Source organism: Nitratidesulfovibrio termitidis HI1 (assembly GCF_000504305.1).
In the GTDB taxonomy this organism is placed as follows: domain Bacteria; phylum Desulfobacterota; class Desulfovibrionia; order Desulfovibrionales; family Desulfovibrionaceae; genus Cupidesulfovibrio; species Cupidesulfovibrio termitidis.
In genome coordinates this window covers 235,037-253,454 of the sequence record NZ_KI632512.1, presented here as the reverse complement: position 1 = coordinate 253,454, position 18,418 = coordinate 235,037, and the positions used below count along the sequence as shown (strand labels likewise).

Annotated in this window: 16 protein-coding genes and 3 tRNA genes; 11 read left to right on the top strand and 8 right to left on the bottom strand. The window is 67.0% G+C overall.

Features of this window, described 5'->3' with window-relative positions; translation table 11 throughout:
- Positions 1-78: 78 nt before the first annotated feature.
- The 3 genes from DESTE_RS01260 to hrpB all read right to left on the bottom strand — a co-directional run bounded on the left by DESTE_RS01260 (position 79) and on the right by hrpB (position 5,060).
- Positions 79-723, bottom strand: a complete 645-nt coding sequence (locus tag DESTE_RS01260; protein ID WP_035064154.1) for a YczE/YyaS/YitT family protein — start codon at positions 721-723, stop codon at positions 79-81.
- 591 nt (positions 724-1,314) lie between these two features.
- Positions 1,315-2,013, bottom strand: a complete 699-nt coding sequence (locus DESTE_RS01255) for a hypothetical protein (protein WP_156925223.1) — start codon at positions 2,011-2,013, stop codon at positions 1,315-1,317.
- A 188-nt stretch (positions 2,014-2,201) separates the two neighbouring features.
- Positions 2,202-5,060 carry an ATP-dependent helicase HrpB gene (gene hrpB / locus DESTE_RS01250; RefSeq protein WP_084559306.1) on the bottom strand — a complete coding sequence of 953 codons (2,859 nt, stop codon included), beginning with the start codon at positions 5,058-5,060 and terminating at the stop codon, positions 2,202-2,204.
- Between the two features lie 514 nt (positions 5,061-5,574).
- On the opposite strand from hrpB, the gene DESTE_RS01245 reads away from it, so the two are divergent.
- From DESTE_RS01245 to DESTE_RS01225, 5 genes are all read left to right on the top strand, one after another.
- The gene (locus DESTE_RS01245) at positions 5,575-5,814 is read left to right on the top strand and encodes a hypothetical protein (protein WP_035064152.1); all 240 of its coding nucleotides are present in this window, start codon (positions 5,575-5,577) and stop codon (positions 5,812-5,814) included.
- A 169-nt stretch (positions 5,815-5,983) separates the two neighbouring features.
- Complete coding sequence (locus DESTE_RS01240; RefSeq protein WP_035064149.1) at positions 5,984-6,388, top strand: hypothetical protein; 405 nt, start codon at positions 5,984-5,986, stop codon at positions 6,386-6,388.
- 186 nt (positions 6,389-6,574) lie between these two features.
- Complete coding sequence (gene purU / locus DESTE_RS01235; RefSeq protein ID WP_035064146.1) at positions 6,575-7,429, top strand: formyltetrahydrofolate deformylase; 855 nt, start codon at positions 6,575-6,577, stop codon at positions 7,427-7,429.
- A gap of 366 nt (positions 7,430-7,795) precedes the next feature.
- Positions 7,796-8,779 carry a class II fructose-bisphosphatase gene (gene glpX, locus DESTE_RS01230; RefSeq protein ID WP_012611343.1) on the top strand — a complete coding sequence of 328 codons (984 nt, stop codon included), beginning with the start codon at positions 7,796-7,798 and terminating at the stop codon, positions 8,777-8,779.
- Between the two features lie 351 nt (positions 8,780-9,130).
- Positions 9,131-9,610: a hypothetical protein gene (locus tag DESTE_RS01225; protein ID WP_051384255.1), complete on the top strand. Its 480-nt coding sequence runs from the start codon at positions 9,131-9,133 to the stop codon at positions 9,608-9,610.
- A gap of 241 nt (positions 9,611-9,851) precedes the next feature.
- On the opposite strand, the gene DESTE_RS01220 is transcribed toward DESTE_RS01225, so the two are convergent.
- The 4 genes from DESTE_RS01220 to DESTE_RS01205 all read right to left on the bottom strand — a co-directional run bounded on the left by DESTE_RS01220 (position 9,852) and on the right by DESTE_RS01205 (position 13,795).
- Positions 9,852-10,199 (bottom strand): hypothetical protein, encoded by a 348-nt coding sequence (locus DESTE_RS01220; protein ID WP_035064141.1) that lies wholly within the window; start codon positions 10,197-10,199, stop codon positions 9,852-9,854.
- Positions 10,200-10,334: 135 nt separating this feature from the next.
- Positions 10,335-11,186 carry a 2-oxoacid:ferredoxin oxidoreductase subunit beta gene (locus DESTE_RS01215; RefSeq protein WP_035064140.1) on the bottom strand — a complete coding sequence of 284 codons (852 nt, stop codon included), beginning with the start codon at positions 11,184-11,186 and terminating at the stop codon, positions 10,335-10,337.
- A gap of 271 nt (positions 11,187-11,457) precedes the next feature.
- Positions 11,458-13,149 carry a 2-oxoacid:acceptor oxidoreductase subunit alpha gene (locus tag DESTE_RS01210; protein WP_035064137.1) on the bottom strand — a complete coding sequence of 564 codons (1,692 nt, stop codon included), beginning with the start codon at positions 13,147-13,149 and terminating at the stop codon, positions 11,458-11,460.
- A 130-nt stretch (positions 13,150-13,279) separates the two neighbouring features.
- Positions 13,280-13,795, bottom strand: coding sequence for a ferritin (locus tag DESTE_RS01205; RefSeq protein ID WP_035064135.1), 516 nt, complete (start codon positions 13,793-13,795; stop codon positions 13,280-13,282).
- A 256-nt stretch (positions 13,796-14,051) separates the two neighbouring features.
- Between DESTE_RS01205 and DESTE_RS01200 the strand changes: the two genes are divergently transcribed.
- Positions 14,052-14,270 carry a dual CXXC motif small (seleno)protein gene (locus DESTE_RS01200; RefSeq protein ID WP_035064132.1) on the top strand — a complete coding sequence of 73 codons (219 nt, stop codon included), beginning with the start codon at positions 14,052-14,054 and terminating at the stop codon, positions 14,268-14,270.
- Between the two features lie 159 nt (positions 14,271-14,429).
- Here DESTE_RS01200 and DESTE_RS01195 read toward each other — a convergent pair whose 3' ends face one another.
- Positions 14,430-15,122 (bottom strand): phosphoadenosine phosphosulfate reductase family protein, encoded by a 693-nt coding sequence (locus tag DESTE_RS01195; RefSeq protein WP_035064131.1) that lies wholly within the window; start codon positions 15,120-15,122, stop codon positions 14,430-14,432.
- A 492-nt stretch (positions 15,123-15,614) separates the two neighbouring features.
- On the opposite strand from DESTE_RS01195, the gene DESTE_RS01190 reads away from it, so the two are divergent.
- From DESTE_RS01190 to DESTE_RS01170, 5 genes are all read left to right on the top strand, one after another.
- A tRNA-Arg gene (locus DESTE_RS01190) sits at positions 15,615-15,691 on the top strand.
- Positions 15,692-15,752: 61 nt separating this feature from the next.
- Positions 15,753-15,829, top strand: a tRNA-Arg gene (locus DESTE_RS01185).
- Between the two features lie 77 nt (positions 15,830-15,906).
- A tRNA-Arg gene (locus DESTE_RS01180) sits at positions 15,907-15,983 on the top strand.
- 254 nt (positions 15,984-16,237) lie between these two features.
- A complete protein-coding gene (locus DESTE_RS01175) occupies positions 16,238-17,104 on the top strand; it encodes a substrate-binding periplasmic protein (protein WP_035064128.1) in 867 nt (288 codons plus the stop codon).
- A gap of 292 nt (positions 17,105-17,396) precedes the next feature.
- On the top strand, positions 17,397-18,248 hold the full coding sequence (locus tag DESTE_RS01170) for a substrate-binding periplasmic protein (RefSeq protein WP_035064125.1): 852 nt from the start codon (positions 17,397-17,399) through the stop codon (positions 18,246-18,248).
- The last annotated feature ends 170 nt before the right edge of the window (positions 18,249-18,418 follow it).

The following is an 18,418-nucleotide window of genomic DNA, read 5'->3' as shown; positions in this document are numbered from 1 at the left end:
CGCCATCTGATGCTCCCCTGTCGCGCACTGCCCATCCTGCTTGCACGGGCGTGCAGGTTCACACGCCCAAACGGCCCCTTATCCCTCCCACAGCCGCGTGGACCGCTGGGCCAGCGGCCCGCTCAGGCGCACGAAATTGCCCACCAGCAGGGCAGACACCACCGTACCCTCGCGCAGCCCCAGCACCACGCCCGCGAATATCAGGCTGAGGATGACCGCCACCACCACGTGCCCGCAGTCGAACAGGGTCTTCACGTTGCCCACGATCAGCCGCGTGCGGTAGGCGATGGCCACCACCAGCCCTTCTCCGGGCAGTATGCCCACCTGGCAGATGATCTCGAAGGCTATGCCCAGCCCCAGGACGGCGCTGCCCACCACCACCGCCGCCATCTGCAGCAGATAGCCGTCCAGCGGCAGAAACTTCGTCAGGGCCATGGCGATGTCGATGAACACGCTGAACACCAGCACCACGGGCATCTGCACCAGGTACTTGCGCGACAGCCCTTCACGCATCACCAGCATTTGCAGGGCAACGAACACGATGTTCACCAGCAGGGTAAGCATGCCCAGCGACAGGCCCGACAACAGCGAGAGCACGTACGGCACGCTGGTGATGGGCGTGGTGCCCAACCGGGCATTGGTGACCAGGGCAATGCCGAAGGCGCACAGAAACAGCGAGCCCCCGAAGACCAGATATCTTTTCAAGGCCTTTGTTCTATCCATGAAAACTTCCATCAGTTCAGGTGAGCCAGGACGGCGGATGCGATGCCTGCCTCCATCCGCGTGCCCAGGCCTGACGGACGCGACAAAGCGGACCGGAAGGTGGCGGACGGGCCAAGCGGGCCGGACAGGCCAGGTGGGGCGGACGGGGCGGGGTGCTGCGCACGGCGGGCATGCCCGGTGCGCCAGTCGCGCCAGTCGCGCCAGTCGCGACTGGCGCCACAGGCGCCACAGGCGCCACGGCCCAATCTGCCCAATCCACCCAATCCGCAAGACTGACGCCGAGATACAGCAGACATCGCGGGCCACAAAACGCAAAAACGGCCGTGAGAAGCGCATGGCGCTTCCCCTGGCCGGTAACAGTACCTGCATGTGTTGCCGGAACGGCAACTTCCCACCTTTCGGCAAAAGTTGCAAACAGCGCAATGTAAAGGCCGGAGGGGGGACGCGCCGGGCGGAGCCCCCCAGCCATTACCGGCCCCAATGCACATCGAATGTGCCCCGGGTGCGAATCGGATGCGAATCGGATGCGAATCGGATGCAGACCGAATGCGAATCGAATGCGGACCGGACGGGGCCGCATGCCGTCGGCGGCTACGGCTTCATGTCGATCTTGCGCGTCTGCCCGCCGGACACGGAAACCCGCTGCATCAGACCGACGCCTTGCGGCTTCTTGTCGTCGGTCAGCCAGGTGAACCCGGTGACGATGAAGAACTGTCCGTCGGCGATATCCCTGAAGACGAAGGTGCCGCTGTCTGTGCACACCGTCTGCGGGTGGTCGGCAAGGTAGCGCGGGTCGTCGTTGGTGATGACCGGCGGCGGAGCCGCCCCCTGCCCCAGGCGCAGGGTGCCCCTGTCCTGGCTGCCGTCGCTGCCGTAGATGGCGAACATGCGTTCGCTGGAATAGGCCGTCACCGGCACCAGCGTCACCGGCTTGCCCGCGCAGGTCACCACCTCGCCGCCGGGCGTCCTGGCCGAAGCCGTACCCCGGATGGTGTTCCTGCCAGGGGCCAGCTTGCGGCGCGCCTCCTTGGAATCATACGGAGTGTTCAACGTAACGATACGGGGCCGCTGCGGTTCGGCCTGTTGCTGGGCTGGCCGCGCCTCTTGCGAGGATTCGCCGGGAAAGCCGGTGATGGAGCGTTTGGGGCCGCAACCGCCCAGCAGCAGGGCCGCCAGCAGCAGGATCAACAGCGGGATCGGCAGCGGGATTGGCAGCAATCCCGAAAAGGTGGCGGACCCGCAGACAGGCCCGGCATCCGGTGCGGACCGCGCACGGCGTTGATGTGTCATCTCGTGTGTCTCCTTTTTTCCGCGATAGCAGACCCGCGCCCGCCTGGGCAACCTTGGGCAGCCATGGGCAACTGCGAGCGACCTGCAACAACTGGCGACACCGGGGCACAGCCGCGAGGCTGCCGAGGGCATATGGACGGTGCCCGCCAACCGGCCATGCCGCTCATCTGGCTGACGGCGGACCGCCGTCAGCGGGTGCGGCCACCACCCTTTCCCCCGCCATTTTCGCCGTTCCGCGGCGTTGCGACCGCCGTGGCCGCCTGCTGCATGCGCCGGGTGGTCAGCCGGGTGGGTGGTGCGGCCAAGGGGTCTTCCGGCCAGGGGTGCCTGGGGTAGCGGCCACGCATCTCCGCCCGCACCGCAGGGTACCCGGTGCGCCAGAACCCGGCCAGGTCACGCGTGACCTGCAACGACCGCCCGGCGGGCGACAGCAGGTGCACCACCACCGGCACGCGCCCCCCGCCCACGCGGGGCGTTTCCCGTGCGCCGAACATTTCCTGCAACTTCACCGCCAGCACCGGGCCGCCTTCCGCCGCGTAGTCCACCAGCACCTGCGAGCCGGACGGCGCCTCGATGCGCTCCGGCGCCTCGGCATCCAGCCGTCGCGCCAGTTCCCACGGCAGCAGGGCCGCCAGCGCGCCCGCAAGGTCGATGCGCGAAAACTGCGTACGCCGGGTAATGCCGGACAGGAACGGGGCCAGCCATTGCTCCAGCCCGGCCAGCAGGGCCGCATCGGACACGTCAGGCCAGATGGACAGGTCAGGCCAGATGGACAGGTCCGGGCAGGCAGACTCGCCCATACTGACAGGCTCGCGCGGAAAGGATGGAGTGGGTGGTACATCCTCCGCCGTCCGGTCCGTCTCGCATGCTTCCAGCCCGCGCAGAAAGTTCACCCGCGCACGCCATTGCTCCAGTTCCGGCGTCCACGGCAGGCAGTGCAGCCCGATGGACCGGACGCCCGCCACCACCGCCGCCGTGACCGCCTCCGGGTCCGCCGCGTCGTGGGGAACGTCGTCCAGCACCAGCGCGCCCAGCCGCCGCTGTCGCCGCGCGGCCACGGCCTCGGCCCGGTCGTCCCAGACCACGAAGGCCCCCTCGACGATGGACGCGGCGAAAGCCTCTTCGATGTGCGCCCGCGCCAACGGCGCGCAACGGCGGATGCGCCCACGCGCCGCGTCGCCGTCCATGTCGCCCACGGCCAGAAAGGATTCGCGCGACAACGGGTCTTCCGGCGGCAGATACGCCCCGCGCCCGCAGGCCAGACGGAACTGACCCTGCCCGCGCCCCCCGGCCACCCGGTCCGGATAGGCCAGGGCCAGCACCTCGCCCGTGGCCTCCGGGTCGGGCCGCGCGTCCGGACGTGCCCCCGAACGAGCTCCCGCACGTGCCTCCTTCCCCCTGCTTGCGGCAGCATCAAGGTCTACACCGGCCAGACGGGCCACCTGGCGGGCCGCCTCGCGCAGGCGGGTCAGCATTGGGCCATTACCCCTGTTGCCCGTACCGCCCCCACCACTTGCCAGCAGGGCCACCCGCAGCCGCAGATCCGCGTCCGCATCGCGCAGCGGGTCGCGCTCTTCCAGCAGGGCCGCCACGCAGCAGGCAGTGGAACCCAGCCCAAGCTCCCCGGCCCGCACCACCATGTGCGCCAGACGAGGATGCAGGGGCAACGCGGCCACCCGCCTGCCATGCGGCGTGATGCGCCCGGCAGCGTCCAGCGCGCCCAGCAGGGTCAGCAACTCACGCGCCTGGGCCAGGTTGGCCTGCGGCGGTCCATCCAGCCAACGCAGGGCCGACGCATCCGGTACGCCCCACAGGGCCAGTTCCAGCAGAAGCGGCGCAAGGTCGGCGTCCAGAATCTCCGGGCGGGCAAAGGGGCGCAACGTGGCCTCTTCACCCTCGCGCCACAGCCGCCAGCACACGCCCGGCCCGGTACGCCCGGCGCGGCCCTGGCGCTGGTCCGCCCCGGCCAGCGACACCCGCTCGGTCACCAGCCGCGACATGCCGGAACGCGGGTCGAAGCGCGGCACCCGCGCCAGCCCGGCGTCGATGACCACCCGCACGCCGTCAATGGTCAGACTGGTTTCGGCAATGGCCGTGGCCAGCACCACCTTGCGCGTACCGGGCGGTGCGGGGGCGATGGCCGCGTCCTGAAGCTCCGGGTGCAGGTCACCGTACAGGGCATGCACCGTCACAGCCCCGTGCGGCGTGCCTGCCAGCCCCGCCAGCCTTTCCGCCGTGCGGCGTATCTCACCCGTCCCTGGCAGGAACACCAGCAGGCTGCCCGGCTCCTCGTGCAGGGCGCGGCGCACGGCGTCGGCCACCGCGTCCTCCAGCACGCCGGGCGGAGTTGTCTCGTAGGGCAGCCAGTTGCGCGCGGGGGGCAGGTGGCGGGTTGCCACCGGGAAGGCGCGCCCCGCACTTTCGATGACCGGACAGTCGTCCAGCAGCGTGGCCACCGGGCCGCAATCCAGCGTGGCCGACATGACCACCAGCCGCAGGTCGGGCCGCAGCCCTTCCTGGCAATCCAGGCACAAGGCCAGCCCCAGGTCCGCATGCAGGCTGCGTTCGTGAAATTCGTCAAAGATCACGCAGCCCACGTCGGCCAGTTCCGGGTCGGTCTGAAGCATGCGCGTCAGCACGCCTTCGGTCACCACCTCCACGCGGGTGCGCGGCCCCACGCGGGTATCCAGCCGCATGCGGTAGCCAACCGTCTCGCCCGCCGCCTCGCCCAGGGTGGCGGCCATGCGCCGTGCCGCCGCCCGCGCGGCGAGCCGCCGGGGCTCCAGCAACACCACCTTGCGCCCGTCCAGCCACGGGGCCGCCAGCAAGGCCAGCGGCACGCGGGTGGTCTTGCCCGCGCCGGGCGGAGCCTGCAACACCGCGCGCATGCCACCGGCCAGCACCCCGAGCAAGCGCGGCAGTTCGGTGTCCACCGGAAGCGGGGGCAGTTCCGGCGCGCCAGGCAACGCCGTGCCTGTGGCCAGCAGATGGATGAGCGGATGGCAGGCGGGATGTTCCGAAGCACCGGACGGAGGAGATGCGGACATGATCTCGTGGGGTTTGGGGTGACAAATGACACTACAAGCAGACGGCATGCGGCATGCGGGTGCTCCGTGGTCTGACACGGCTATGGAAAAGTGTCCACAATGACAACGCACACGCCGCAACAGGCCACATGCCAGGGCATGGTGCACGCCCAGCCGCACGTGACCCAGCTTTCCGCATGGATTCACACGTGACGCCCAGTCATGCCGCAATCAAGCAGCAGTTATAGCATGTATCATCTTTCAGCATGTCACATTTTGCTTCATTCTTGATATGCCACATGCGCACAGTGCAACTTTTGGCACATATAGTTTGAAATTCAAGCAAGAATTTTGAACCACACCCCTGCTTCCACTATATGCTTCTCACCCTTCATGCCTATCTACTTTGCGGGATATTTCCCGTTTCTTCCTGCACGTATCCACAGTTGCACAATCCATCGGCATTTTTATGTTGACTTTTACAGCCATGAGCGCAGAGAAGGCGCAAACAATCCCTTGCAGGAGGCTGCATACCATGAAGACCCTGACCAAAGCCCTTCTCGCCGCCCTGTGCGTGTCGTTTCTGGCCCTGCCCGCCGCTGGCGAAGCCGCCACGGTGAAGAAGCCCCAGACCATCGAAGCCCAGCAGACGCAGAAGAAGAAGGCCCCCAAGAAGGCGGCCGTGAAAAAGAAGAACACCAAGCAGACCGCCGCCAAGAAGCAGACCAAGGTCGCCAAGGCGTCCAAGAAGACCGGCAAGTACCAGAACCAGTAGGGCCGCACGGGGCCGGGCGTGCTGCCCGGCCCCGTCCCTTTTCCAGCTCCGGGGTCCGCCCCCTTCGCACGCGCCGTGGACGGCATGCGCTTGTCCTTTGCCGACAAATGACGCAGAATGTCGTATCCACGTCCTTCATCGCGGGCCTTCACCGGCCGGGAGGTGCGTCATGTCCCGCCGCCGCTTCAGCACCCTGAACGAATTCGCGGAGTTCCTGAACCGCAAGTGCATGCCCATGCACGAGGCCATCCGCTGCATCGACGATTTCGACGCCCTGCGCGAAGCGGTGGACGCCCTGCGTGCGCGCATGCCCTCCATCGGCTTCTTCTCGCCCCGGCGGCGGGTGCAGTGCTTCTATGCCGTGTGCCGCCAACTGGACGCCTTCATCGAAAAGGGACGCCTGACCATAGACGATGCCCTGATGGCCCTGAACATGCTGGGCTTCGAATCGGGCCGGTTCCGCAAGGCGGCGCGCATGTTCCGCCGCCGCTGGGCCCGCCGCCGCGAAGGCGACCACGCCAGCCTGCCCCAGGTCACCCGCTTCTACATGGACGGCATCGGCACCTGCCTGTAGGGCCGCCAGCCTGCCCCACCCTGCCGCGCCACAGCCCCGCAGCCGCGTGTGCTTCTTCAATCCTGTTGAAGCGCGCGCGGTTCTGTCGTAAGGCAACCCATCACACCACATGACCAGCCACCACAGCCGCAGGAGACCAAACCGCATCGCGCCCGTGCACCGGGCACCGTCGCACAAGGACCACGCATGGCCTCTCCGTACATTCTGACCATCTCCTGCCCCGACCGCATCGGCATCGTGGCCACGGTTTCCACCTTTCTCGCCGTGCAGCGCTGCAACATTCTGGACAGCGCCCAGTTCGGCGACCGCGAAAGCAAGCGCTTCTTCCTGCGCATCCATTTCGAAATGCCCGCCGACGGCCCCGGTCGCCCGGAACTGGAGCGCCTGTTCGCGGGCGTGGCCGCCACCTTCGACATGGAGTGGCAGCTGTTCGACGCGGGCAGCACCGCACGCATCCTGGTGCTGGTTTCGCGCTTCGGGCACTGCCTGAACGATATCATGTTCCGCTGCGAGACGGGCGCACTGAACGCCACCATTCCGGCCATCGTCTCCAACCACCATGATTTCCAGCGCATCGCCGAGATGCACGACATTCCCTTCCACTACCTGCCCATTTCCAAGGAAAACAAGGCGGAGCAGGAAGAGTGCATCGCGAAGATCATCGAGGAGCAGGCCATCGACCTCGTTGTGCTGGCCCGGTACATGCAAATTCTCTCGCCGGAATTCTGTGCCCGGTTCAAGGGCCGGGTGATCAACATCCACCACTCCTTCCTGCCCAGCTTCAAGGGGGCCTCGCCCTATCACCAGGCCTTCGCGCGCGGCGTCAAGCTGATCGGCGCCACCGCCCACTACGTCACCGAAAACCTGGACGAAGGCCCGATCATCGAGCAGGAAGTGGCGCGGGTGGACCATTCGCACATGCCCGACGACCTGGTGGCCGTGGGCCGCGACGTGGAATGCCTGGCTCTGGCCCGGGCGGTACGCTTTCACATCGAACACCGTGTGCTGCTCAACGGCAGCAAGACCGTGGTGTTCCGGTAGACACACCGTCTCCGGACACCGCCGCCCCTGCACGCACCGCGCCCGGAAGCCATCGCCTCCGGGCGCGTTTTTCCTTCTCTCCCTGTTTTCCTGCGTGCTTGCCCGGTGCCTGTTTTATCCCTCCGCAGCAAGAGCCACCCCACGCCGTCTCGCAACGGCCCGTGTTTTGTCTTGAAGCCGCAAAGGGCCTGCGCTAGAGTCCCCACCGGACGCACGGCGCGCACTCTTCGTCGCCCTGCCGGGCCACCCCTTCGACCGCCGGAGGCAGCCCGAGCCCCGCGCCCCGCACGGCCTTGTGCCGCGCGGGCTCACGCGGCGCGTCGCGTTTCCGAAGCAAGAAGCACCACCCCCACTGGAGGACCGTTGATGGAAGCCCCGCAAAAGAATCTCGCCCTCGATCTCGTGCGCGTCACCGAAGCCGCCGCGCTGGCATCCGCCCGCTGGCTGGGCAAGGGCAACAACGACGCGGGCGACGGCGCTGCCGTTGACGCCATGCGTCTGTCCTTCAATTCGCTGAACGTGGCTGGCCACGTGATCATCGGCGAAGGCGAGAAGGACCACGCCCCCATGCTGCACAACGGCGAGAAGGTGGGCACCGGTCGCGGCCCGGCCATCGACGTTGCCGTGGACCCCGTGGAAGGCACCAAGCTTTTGGCCTATGGCCGCCCCAACGCCATTTCCGTGGTGGGCGTGGCCCCTGCGGGCACCATGTACAACCCCGGTCCCAGCTTCTACATGCAGAAGCTGGTGGTGGGCCCGGCCGCGCGCGACGTCATCGACATCGACGCCCCGGTGAAGGAAAATCTTCAGAAGATCGCGAAGGCGCTGGGCAAGGACGTGGACGACCTGGTGGTCTTCGTGCTGGACAAGCCCCGCCACGAAAAGCTCATCCAGCGCATCCGCGAATCGGGCGCGCGCATCCAGCTGCACACCGACGGCGACGTGGCCGGTGCGCTGATGGCCGTTGACCCGCGCTCGGAAGTGGACGTGATGATGGGCACCGGCGGCACCCCCGAGGGCGTGCTGGCGGCCTGCGCCATCAAGGGCGTGGGCGGCCAGATGCTGGCCCGCCTGGACCCGCAGTCCTACCCCGAAAAGGAAGCCCTGCACGACGCGGGCCTTGACCTGCGCGAGATCCACACCGTGGACACCCTGGTGCGCAGCGACGAGGTATTCTTTGCCGCCACGGGCATCTCCGGCGGCACCTTCCTGCGCGGGGTGCAGTACACGGGCGTTGGCGCCATCACCCACTCGGTGGTCATTCGCGGCAAGACCGGCACCATCCGCTACATCGAATCGTACCACAACTGGGACCGCCTGATGAAGATCAGCTCGGTGAAGTACGACTAGCAGCGGGCACCTCCGCATGCCGCCCGCTCTCGGGCGATGCGGTCCCCATGCTCCATCCGGCCGGTGCGGCAACGCACCGGCCGTTTCGTTCCCGCGCCGACGTTTTGAACACGTGGACCTGCGGCGCACAGGCACACCTGGCGCACGCCGTAACGACCTGCATCATAACGGTTCCTCTCCGGGCTTTCCTTTCACCGGCGCCGCCTGTAGACAGGTAGTGTATCCGGAGTGTGCCTAGGTGCCTGACGCGTCTGACGCGTCTGGCCCAGACTGGCCAGACTGCCCATATACGGGCCAGTTTGGCACATCCGCCGCCACTCCCCGCCCCCCTACCGCAACCAAAGGATTTCCATGTTCACGCATGCATCGCGCCTTGTCGCGTTCCGCCGCGCCTTCGGCCTGGCCGCGCCCCTTGCCTGCCTCTGCCTTGCGCTGCTTCTGGTGGCCGCGCCGGAAGCCCGTGCGGCGGGGTTCTACGATCAGCCCCCGTTCGACAATGCAGAACTGACCCGCTTCATCGACGACTTTCCCCGCTTCCGCGACTGGACAAAACAGAAGGGCGAAGCTCCTCACCCCGCCGTGGGGACGGACGGCCTGCCCGGCTTCGAGTATTCGCCTGCGACGGCTGCAGAGGTGGAGCGCATGGGCTGGAAGCCGGAACGGTTCTTCTGCATCATGGGCCGCTCGGCGGCGGCGCTGGCCGACATAGAGGAAGGCGACGCGCTGGCCGGGGCCAACCGCCCCGTCGACATGCCGCAGGTTACCCCGACGGAGACCGAACTGGTGCGCCGTCAGCTGGCCTCGCTGCTGCGCGCCGTGATGGGCGAATAGCAGCCGCTGCGCCCTCCTTGCGCCGCGCGCTGCACCACATAGCCCTACGGGCCGCCCGTAGCCTGTCCCTCCGGGACGACACCCCGCAGCCCCGTTTGCCTCGCCGCTCTCGCCACATCCATGACAACGCATCGCGCCCCGCCGGAACTCCTTCCGACGGGGCGCGCCGCGTGTGCAGCCCGGCTGCCCTGACAGGGGGTGGGCAGGCGGGTGTTCACACCACATCCACGCACATGGTGATCTACATGGTGATCACCGTGTAGCCTCGTTCGATCCAGTCACCCATGGCCGGGTGGCCGCTCATGTCGCCGATGAACTTAAGCCCGGTGGCCTGCACCTCTTCGGCCATGCGCTGCGTGGCTGCGCAGGCCCAGCAGGCCCCGGCGAACAGCCCGGCGTCGCGCGCCTTCTCGAACAGCGGGCGCATGGTGTGCCCGGTACCCGCCACCACAGGCACAACCTTGATGGCCTGCCCTTCCACAACCACGCGCACGTCCCACCCGCGCGCATGCATGTCCAGCGCGTTCAGCATCACGTGCACGAAACAGGGCACCTCGCCCTGAATGGCATACAACACGACCTTGTGCATGACGCCCCTCCCTTGCGTATCCTGCCGGGCCGGTCGCGCGGTGGCGGCCGACCCGGCAGACGGGTTGCGACATATTTTTGGACGTGGCCGACACGGGTGTGCAGACGGTCACGCCATCTGGAAGCCGGATCCGGCTTACGCGTATGACTGCATCAATGCCCGCAACCCGTCCTTGTCAACGGGCTGGCGGGCCAGCGGCCCCTTTTGCAGCACGGGCAGGCTGGCATCCAGCGAAGGCCTGTCGTTGCGGTAAATGACGCCGATGGGAATGCGTTCGCCGAATTCCTGGGCCACCTGCATGGCAGCGGCCCAGTCGGTGGGGTCATAGTCTTCCGGCAGTTCCTGGCAGCGCTGCTTGTACCAACCGAAGGTATTGACCTTGTTGAACGACACGCACGGCGAGAACAGGTCCACAAGCGCAAAGCCCTTGTGCTGGATGGCCAGCTGGATCATCTTCACCAGGTGCGGGGTGTTGCCCGAGAACGAACGCGCCACGAACGAGCACTTCATGGCCACGGCCACGGCAATGGGGTTGAACGGCGCATTGCGCACCCCGTCGGGCTGGCTTTTGGTGACCTGCCCTTCAGGAGTGGTGGGGCTGGCCTGCCCCTTGGTCAACCCGTAAATCTGGTTGTCGTGCACCAGCAGGGTCATGTCCACGTTGCGGCGGATGGCCGCCAGGAAGTGGTTGCCGCCCTCGCCGTAGTTGCAGCCGTCGCCGCTCTGGGCGATGACGGTCAGCTCCGGGTTGCACAGCTTGATGGCCTGCGCCGGGGGCAGTCCGCGCCCGTGCAGGCCGTTGAAGCCGTTGAGGTCGATGTAGTGCGGAGCCTTGGCCGCCTGCCCGATGCCGGCAACATGCGCCACCTTGTTGGGGGCAAGGTCCAGCCCGGCCAGCGCCTGCCGCACGGCCTTCATCACGTCGTGGTTGCCGCAGCCGGGGCACCACGCGGTCTTCTTGTATTCGCCGTAGACTTCGATATCCATGATCGCTCCTGGAAATTCCCTGTGAAATTCCCTACGGGATTCTGTTGTCCGGTCGGTGGTCACCATTCCTGCTCGGAACTGTGGGAGTCGGTCATACTTTCCCACTTTGGTGAAGCCCGCGCTCCGGAGGGGCTGTTTCCAAATTAGGATTTTCGTTCGCTGGCGAGGAAAACGAACCGGCCATGAAGGAGTATACTCTTATCGTATTCGACTGAAATGGCCGGTGACGTTTGACGACGCCAGCGGGCGAAAGGACAATTTGGAGCAGCCCCTAGCCCAAGCGTTCCGCAAGCCAATTCGGCGTAAAGATGCGCCCGTCATAGCGCAGCAACGTGCGCGACACCTCGAACCCGGTCTCCTGCCGCAGCAGGCGGGCGAACTGGCCCGTGGCGTTGCCTTCCACGCACACCACTTCCTTGGCCGCCCGAAGGGCGGGCAGGAACTGTGCGGGGTCCAGCGGCCAGACCTGGGTGAAGCTCATGACGCCCACGGTGCGGCCCTTGGCGCGCAGCATTTCCGCCGCCTCGGCCACCGGCCCCTCGCTGGAGCCCCAGCAGACCAGCAGCAGGTCGGGCTTGGCATCGCCGGATACGCGCGGCGGGATGACCAGTTTGTGCAGCCCCTCGCCCTTGCGCAGCCGCTTGTCGTTCATGGCGGTGCGCAGGCCGGCGTCCTCGGTGATGTTGCCCTGCTCGGTATGCTCGTGGCAGTCGGCCAGCACCAGGGTTTCGGTAAAGCCCGGCACCTTGCGGGGCGACACGCCGCTTTCGGTCAGCTCGTAGCGCTTGTAGCGCTTGAACTTCGGGCCGCCGCCGGGGCTGAAGTCCGGCTCGGCCACAGGGGGCAGCGCATCCAGATCAAAAGGAACCACCGCGCGGTACGAATCGGAGAGGTACTGGTCGGTCAGCACGAAGACCGGCGTCTGGAAGCGCTCGGTCAGGTCGAAGGCCGCGTGGGTGAGATGGAAGCAGTCCTCGATGGTGGCCGGGGCCAGGATGGCGCGGGGGAATTCGCCGTGGCCCGCGTACAGGGCCAGGTTCAGGTCCGCCTGTTCGGTGCGGGTGGGCAGGCCGGTGGCCGGGCCGGGCCGCTGGGCCAGCACGATGACCACCGGGGCCTCCATGACGCCCGCAAGGCTGACGCCTTCGGTCATCAGGGCAAAGCCGCCGCCGGAGGTGGGCACCAGCGCCCTGGCGCCCGTGTATGTGGCCCCCAGGGCCATGTTGATGGCGGCAATCTCGTCTTCGGCCTGCTCCACCACCACGCCCAGCTTGCGCCCCTTGGAAATCAGCTCCTGCGCCACCGAGGTGGCCGGGGTCATGGGGTAGAAGGAACAGAACTTCACCCCGGCCGCCAGCGCGCCGAGGGCGATGGCCTCGTTGCCGTGCAGCATCATGCGGCCCTTGGGCCCCTTGGGCGCGGGCAGGGCGGCGCAACTGGCGCGGTGGGTTTCCGCCCATTTCCAGGCGTCGTCCAGCACCTTCATGTTCTGGCCGACCACCTCGTCGCCCTTCTTGCCGAAGGTTTCGCGCACCAGCCCTTCCATGGTGGGGCGGTCCACGCCCAGCAGCGACCCCAGCACGCCCAGCGCGGCCACGTTCTCGAAAATGGGACGCGGGGACAGGTCCTTGAACGGCACGGGCACAGCCTTGGCCCCTTCGGGGTCCAGCCCGGCGTCCAGAATGACGATGCCGCCCTCGGCCAGTTCGTGCGTGTGCAGACTGATGGCTTCCTGGTTCAGGGCCACCAGCACGTCCATGACTTCCGCAGGGGCGGCGATGGGCGCGTCGTGCACGCGGATGCTGTAGGTGTTGTGGCCGCCGCGCACGCGGGACATGTAGTCCTGCGACACGACAACCTCATAGCCGCTGCGGATCAGGGCCTTGGTCAGCATCTGGCCGATGGTGACCAGACCCTGTCCGGCCTCGCCGCCGATGACGATGTTTCTGCCCGTGTGGCTCACGCCGCACCTCCTTGCTTGTGTGCCGTCTCGTCGTTGTGCCGCGCCGTTTGGCCGCGTGCGTGGGCGGGCGTCCGGTCCCGAGACGCCGTGAAGAGTCCCCGCCGGTTCACCCGCCCGGTGTGATTTCCGTCTAGGCTGTGGCTGCCGCAGGCATGGTAAACACCCGCGTCGCCAGATCCTTGTCCAGCAGCAGCATGCCCTGGCCTTCGCCGTTGATGAGCCGCAGCTTGTGCAGCAGGTCGTTCACGCCGTCTTCTTCCTCCACCTGTTCGGTGACGAACCACTGCAGGAAGATGTTGGTGGCGTGATCGCGCTCTTCGATGGCCACGTTGACCAGGTCGTTGATGCGCGCGGTGACGTGGCGTTCGTGCTCCAGGGTCTTCTGGAAGGCGTCCAGCACGCCGTCCCACGACGAGGGGGGCGCGTCGATGGGTTGCAGGATCACCCTGCCGCCGCGCTCGTTGATGAAGTCGTAGAACTTCATGGCGTGGAACAGTTCTTCCTGCGCCTGCACCCGCATCCAGTTGGCGAAGCCGGCAAGGCCCATGTCCGCGAAGTAGGCGGACATGGAGAGGTACAGGTAGCTGGAGTACATTTCCCATTTGACCTGATCGTTCAGGGCCTGGTTCATGCGTTCGGAAAGCATCGTGGTCTCCTTGAGTGCGGAATTGGCCGGGGCCGGGGCCGGGGCCGGGCCAGGGGCACCGGTTCACGCAATAACCGGCAGTATTTACCACAGTACACGAAGGGCGGGTTTGCGCAAGGGGAAGAAGGCGGAAAGGGATTGCCGGTCCCGGCGCGATGCGGTATGCCCCGCCTGCGCGGCCAACGCGCGGGACCGCCCCGCCGCCCTTCATCGGCTCAACGGGCACCACGTCCTGGACGCGCCGCAAGGAGACCACATGTACAGCACCAACCACGGCTTCGGCCAGGCCCGGGCCGCCCAGACCACCATTCCCTGCCGCACCTGCGGCACCGCGCTGCGCGTGGAACGCACCTGCCACGAGGTGTTCCTGCGCTGCACCACCTGCCGCTCCACCCACGACGTGGGCGAATACGTAGCCCAGATGGACGAGGCCCTGGAATCGTTCATGGAAAACGTGTACTGCGACCGGACATAGCCTGACGTAACAGATCGAAATCGACCCTACCCGCCGTACCCGACCGAGTTGGCGGGCACGCGAAAAGGGGACGGAAGCCGCGCGGCTTCCGTCCCCTTTCGTATGCGCAGGGGGGGAGAATGTCAGACCATCAGGTCAAACCCTGACGGGCTGAAGCCTTCAAAAATAGCCCAAGGCATGCAGCGAGGCCAGCATGGCCTCCTTGTCGGCGGCGCGCCCGGCACGCTCGGCTCCCACACCCTGCGCGCCCTGCACACCTTCCGGCGGCAGGGTGCACGGCATGCAGCCCAGCGAGCGGTACCCCCGGTCGTACAGTTCGCAATGGGGCAGCCCCAGTTGCATGGTGGCGGCCCACACGTCCATCTCGCTGAAGTCCAGCACCGGGTGCACCCGCAGATGAGGCGGTTCGTCCACGGGCTCGCGCATGGGCCGCGCGGCCCGGTCGGGGTGCTCGTCGCGGCGGATGCCGGTGAGCAGCACGGCCACGTCCAGTTCACGCAGTGCGCGCAGCAGCGGGCTCACCTTCAGGTCGCGGCAGCAGGCGGTCCGGTCCGCGGCCACGGGATAGCCGGGGGGCACGTCGGGTCGGGCGATGCGCAGGGTTACGCCCCACTCCACCGCCAGCCTGTCGCGCAGGGCGATGACTTCCGGAAACTTGCAGCCCGTGTCCAGGTTCAGGGCCAATGGACGCGCGCCGGGTGCCTTTTCGTGCAGCACGCCGCGCCACAGGGCGAGCGCCAGGGTGGAATCCTTGCCGCCGGTCCAGGCCATGGCCACCCGATCCGGCCCATGCTGGGCCAGCACCTCGCGCAGCAGCTGGCGCGCAGCGTCGATCTTGGCATCGAGACTCATGGGTCCTCCATCCGGCAGGGCCGGAGACGGACGGTCTATCCCTTTCGCGAGGCCGGGGCAACCGTGGCCGACAGGCGGAAGAGAAACGACCGGTCTGCCGGGCAGAGAACGCCCACAGGTCGTAGCGTCGAGATCTATCCAACGGGGTTACGGTCGCGCCGGATTTTCGTCAGTTGCCGTACGTGAACTGGCGTGATGTCGCGCGAGTTGACGAATAGCTGACGAAAATTTCTTTCGCGGCTCGCTTTCAAAAATATAACCAACCACATTTGCTGATGATAATGAATGACTAAAACCTCCAACCTACAGGTTCGTAGCCTGTAGACGTGGAACAACGTTACACCTGCCCTTCCTGTAGCCACGCATTCCCCTTTCATCCGCATTCGGCGCGGTCTCGCGGGCAACCTGCCGCCGCGCCGGAAAAGAAGAACATTTCCCGCACGAAATCGCTTGACGATCCGACCCCATCGGGCATATATGCCTTCTCTCGCTGCGCCAGTAGCCCAGCTGGATAGAGCAACAGGCTACGAACCTGTAGGTCGGAGGTTCGAATCCTTCCTGGCGCACCAGCAAAAAATCCGGATTTGGCAGGACGATACGCCCGCCTTTCCGGTAGTGTTCCGGAGACACGCGCCAGTAGCCCAGCTGGATAGAGCAACAGGCTACGAACCTGTAGGTCGGAGGTTCGAATCCTTCCTGGCGCGCCACTCTTGCATGCACCGGACCATGCGCCACGGCAGCCGCTTCCGTGGCGGGCGAAAGCCCGCGAAACAGCGCACCTTGCGCGCCAGTAGCCCAGCTGGATAGAGCAACAGGCTACGAACCTGTAGGTCGGAGGTTCGAATCCTTCCTGGCGCGCCACGCAAGCAAGTCCCCCGAAGCACCGCTTCGGGGGACTTTTGCATTTCCGAAAGGCCTCCGCCAAACGGACAGGGGGTTGCATTCCGGCGGCATGAAGCAATGCAACCTCCGTTGCCCCCTTGCCGCTTGACCGTCCTCCCTCGTGCCGCCTACCATCGTTCCACCATGAACACGCGGCCTGCCTGCGGCACTTCCCATCCGGATCTGCCGCAGTTCCTGCCGGGCAACCGCATGCCATACCCGAAAAGGCAGCCATGCACGCCAGTCATTGCCCACCTTGCCTTCCGACGTTCACTGGCCTTGCCCTGGCAGCCACGTTCTGGTGCCTGCTGGCCCTGCCCGCGCCTGCGCGCGCCGAAGCCGAGCAGGGGGCAGCGCCTTCGCAACGCGAGCTGGCCATCCTCGCCTTTCATCGCCCGCCCTACTACACCTTTGACCACGGCGTGGCCGGAGGGTTTCTCATCGATGCCGTGCGCCGCGTGCTGGACGCCGCTCGCATTCCGTACCACGTCGCGGAAATGCCGCCCAAGCGCATCACGGCGCTGTTCGAACAGAACCCCATGGCGAACGCATGCTCCCCCGGCTGGTACCGCACCCGCGAGCGCGAACAGTTCGCCCGGTTCAGCGTGCCCATTTATCGCAACCAGCCTCCGGCTGCGGTGCTGCGGGCAGACACCGCGCACCGGGTGGCCGATGGCAAGGGGCTGACCGGGCTGTTGGCCGCCGGGCTGCGCATGGTGCTGCGCGACGGATTTTCATACGGCCCGGCCATGGACGAAGCGCTGGCCCGATCTCGCGCGCCGGTCTATCGCAGCACGGCCGATAACGCAGCCCTGCTGGAAATGCTGGCATCCGGCCGCTACGACATGACCCTGATGGAACAGGAAGAGGCGACCGAACTGCTGCGCCGATCACCCCGGCTGCTCCAGGCGCTGCGGCTGGTGCCCCTGACCGGGCAGGATGCGCTGCCGGGCCACCCCCAGACCCGCCATCTGATGTGCGGGGGTGGCGTGGACGATGCCACCATGCGCCACATAGACGACGCCATCATAGCCGTGTTGGGGGACATGCCTGGTGACGCTGCGACCACCCTGCCGGACGCAGCCCCCGCCACGCCCTGATCGACGCGGCGGGCCGCACGGGCGGGGCAGGCGGGCTGCCCAGCGAGCAGGTTCCACGCGCCCGGCACCATGTGTCCGGCACCACGCGCCCGGCCCCCTCTGCGCATCCCACGACGCCATGCCCCATCCCCAGCACTCTGTCACCCAGCCTCACGAGCGCACTGCCTCCCGAGGACGCATCCGCCCCGGAAGTTCCGCGACGCACGCGCCTGCGTGATAATCATTCAGCACCAGCCATGATCGCGGCACCCTGTGGTCAGGTATCACTCCCCGACCACAGCCGGAGGTTGCCATGGCCCTGCTTCACGTCCGGCCCCACGCCTGCCTCACCACCGTCCGTCCCTGCCTGCGCCCGCTGGGCATTCTGCTGCTTGTGCTGGCGGCATGCACCGCACCGTGGCACGCCGGGCATGCCGCCACCGCCACCCCACCGCCACGCGAAATCACGGTGTTTATCTACCACCGGCCACCGTTCTTCACGGCAACCCCCGAGACCCGGGGCGGGCCGCTGGTGGAAATGACCCTGCTCGCACTGGAGCGCGCGGGCCTTAAGCCCCGCCTTGTCACCAGCACCTTCACCGAAATCCTCGCAACCTTCCGCGCCGGTGCGCCCTTCGCCTGCACGCCCGGCGTGTACCGAACGCCGGAACGCGAAACCTTCGCCCGCTTCATCGGCCCCCTGTATGTTCCACTGCCGCCGGTCATCGTCGTGCGACGCACTGATGCGGGGCTGGCCGCTTCCGCCCGGTCTCTCGATTCGCTGCTGGCCGGGGGGCTGCGGGTGGTGCTGGGCGACGGCTACTGGTACGGCGCCTGGCTGGCGCAGGCGCTGGAACGCACCGGCACCTCGCCCACCCGCACCCGCGATGAAAACGCCCGGATGCTGCGATCCATCATGGACGGCGCCCACGACATATCCTTCATGAGCCACGAAGAGGCGGCCCACCTGCTGCGCACCCACCCCGACCTTGGTTCCAGCCTGACCTTGCGCCCGGTGCCGGGCAACCCCACAGCAGAACCACGCTACCTTATGGTCGCACGAGGGGTGGATGCCGCCACGGCCGCACGCATCGATGCCGCACTGAGCGAACTGGCGGAAACGCCGCGCTACCGCGAAATTGTGCGGTCGTTGCGCCACGAATGACGTGCCGCGCAACGGTCCTGCGCCGCCCGGCGCGACCGTCTTCCGCGCCGGGTGCCCGCCCTGCCCCATGCCGGGCGCAAAAAAGGGACGCCCCGGCCTGCCGGAGCGTCCCTGTCGTTACCGAATACCTGTCGGATGCGGGCATGGCGGGCGTACGCCCTGTGCCCGCA

What these genes read in the sequence shown, in the direction of transcription:
- purU (WP_035064146.1), top strand. Translation starts at nt 6,575, where the DNA reads ATGGCCTCTCCGTACATTCTGACCATCTCCTGCCCCGACCGCATCGGC.
- DESTE_RS01225 (WP_051384255.1), top strand. Translation starts at nt 9,131, where the DNA reads ATGTTCACGCATGCATCGCGCCTTGTCGCGTTCCGCCGCGCCTTCGGC.
- DESTE_RS01260 (WP_035064154.1), bottom strand. Translation starts at nt 723, where the DNA reads ATGGATAGAACAAAGGCCTTGAAAAGATATCTGGTCTTCGGGGGCTCG.
- DESTE_RS01215 (WP_035064140.1), bottom strand. Translation starts at nt 11,186, where the DNA reads ATGGATATCGAAGTCTACGGCGAATACAAGAAGACCGCGTGGTGCCCC.
- DESTE_RS01175 (WP_035064128.1), top strand. Translation starts at nt 16,238, where the DNA reads ATGCACGCCAGTCATTGCCCACCTTGCCTTCCGACGTTCACTGGCCTT.
- DESTE_RS01205 (WP_035064135.1), bottom strand. Translation starts at nt 13,795, where the DNA reads ATGCTTTCCGAACGCATGAACCAGGCCCTGAACGATCAGGTCAAATGG.
- glpX (WP_012611343.1), top strand. Translation starts at nt 7,796, where the DNA reads ATGGAAGCCCCGCAAAAGAATCTCGCCCTCGATCTCGTGCGCGTCACC.
- DESTE_RS01255 (WP_156925223.1), bottom strand. Translation starts at nt 2,013, where the DNA reads ATGACACATCAACGCCGTGCGCGGTCCGCACCGGATGCCGGGCCTGTC.
- hrpB (WP_084559306.1), bottom strand. Translation starts at nt 5,060, where the DNA reads ATGTCCGCATCTCCTCCGTCCGGTGCTTCGGAACATCCCGCCTGCCAT.
- DESTE_RS01170 (WP_035064125.1), top strand. Translation starts at nt 17,397, where the DNA reads ATGGCCCTGCTTCACGTCCGGCCCCACGCCTGCCTCACCACCGTCCGT.
- DESTE_RS01245 (WP_035064152.1), top strand. Translation starts at nt 5,575, where the DNA reads ATGAAGACCCTGACCAAAGCCCTTCTCGCCGCCCTGTGCGTGTCGTTT.
- DESTE_RS01195 (WP_035064131.1), bottom strand. Translation starts at nt 15,122, where the DNA reads ATGAGTCTCGATGCCAAGATCGACGCTGCGCGCCAGCTGCTGCGCGAG.
- DESTE_RS01240 (WP_035064149.1), top strand. Translation starts at nt 5,984, where the DNA reads ATGTCCCGCCGCCGCTTCAGCACCCTGAACGAATTCGCGGAGTTCCTG.
- DESTE_RS01200 (WP_035064132.1), top strand. Translation starts at nt 14,052, where the DNA reads ATGTACAGCACCAACCACGGCTTCGGCCAGGCCCGGGCCGCCCAGACC.
- DESTE_RS01220 (WP_035064141.1), bottom strand. Translation starts at nt 10,199, where the DNA reads ATGCACAAGGTCGTGTTGTATGCCATTCAGGGCGAGGTGCCCTGTTTC.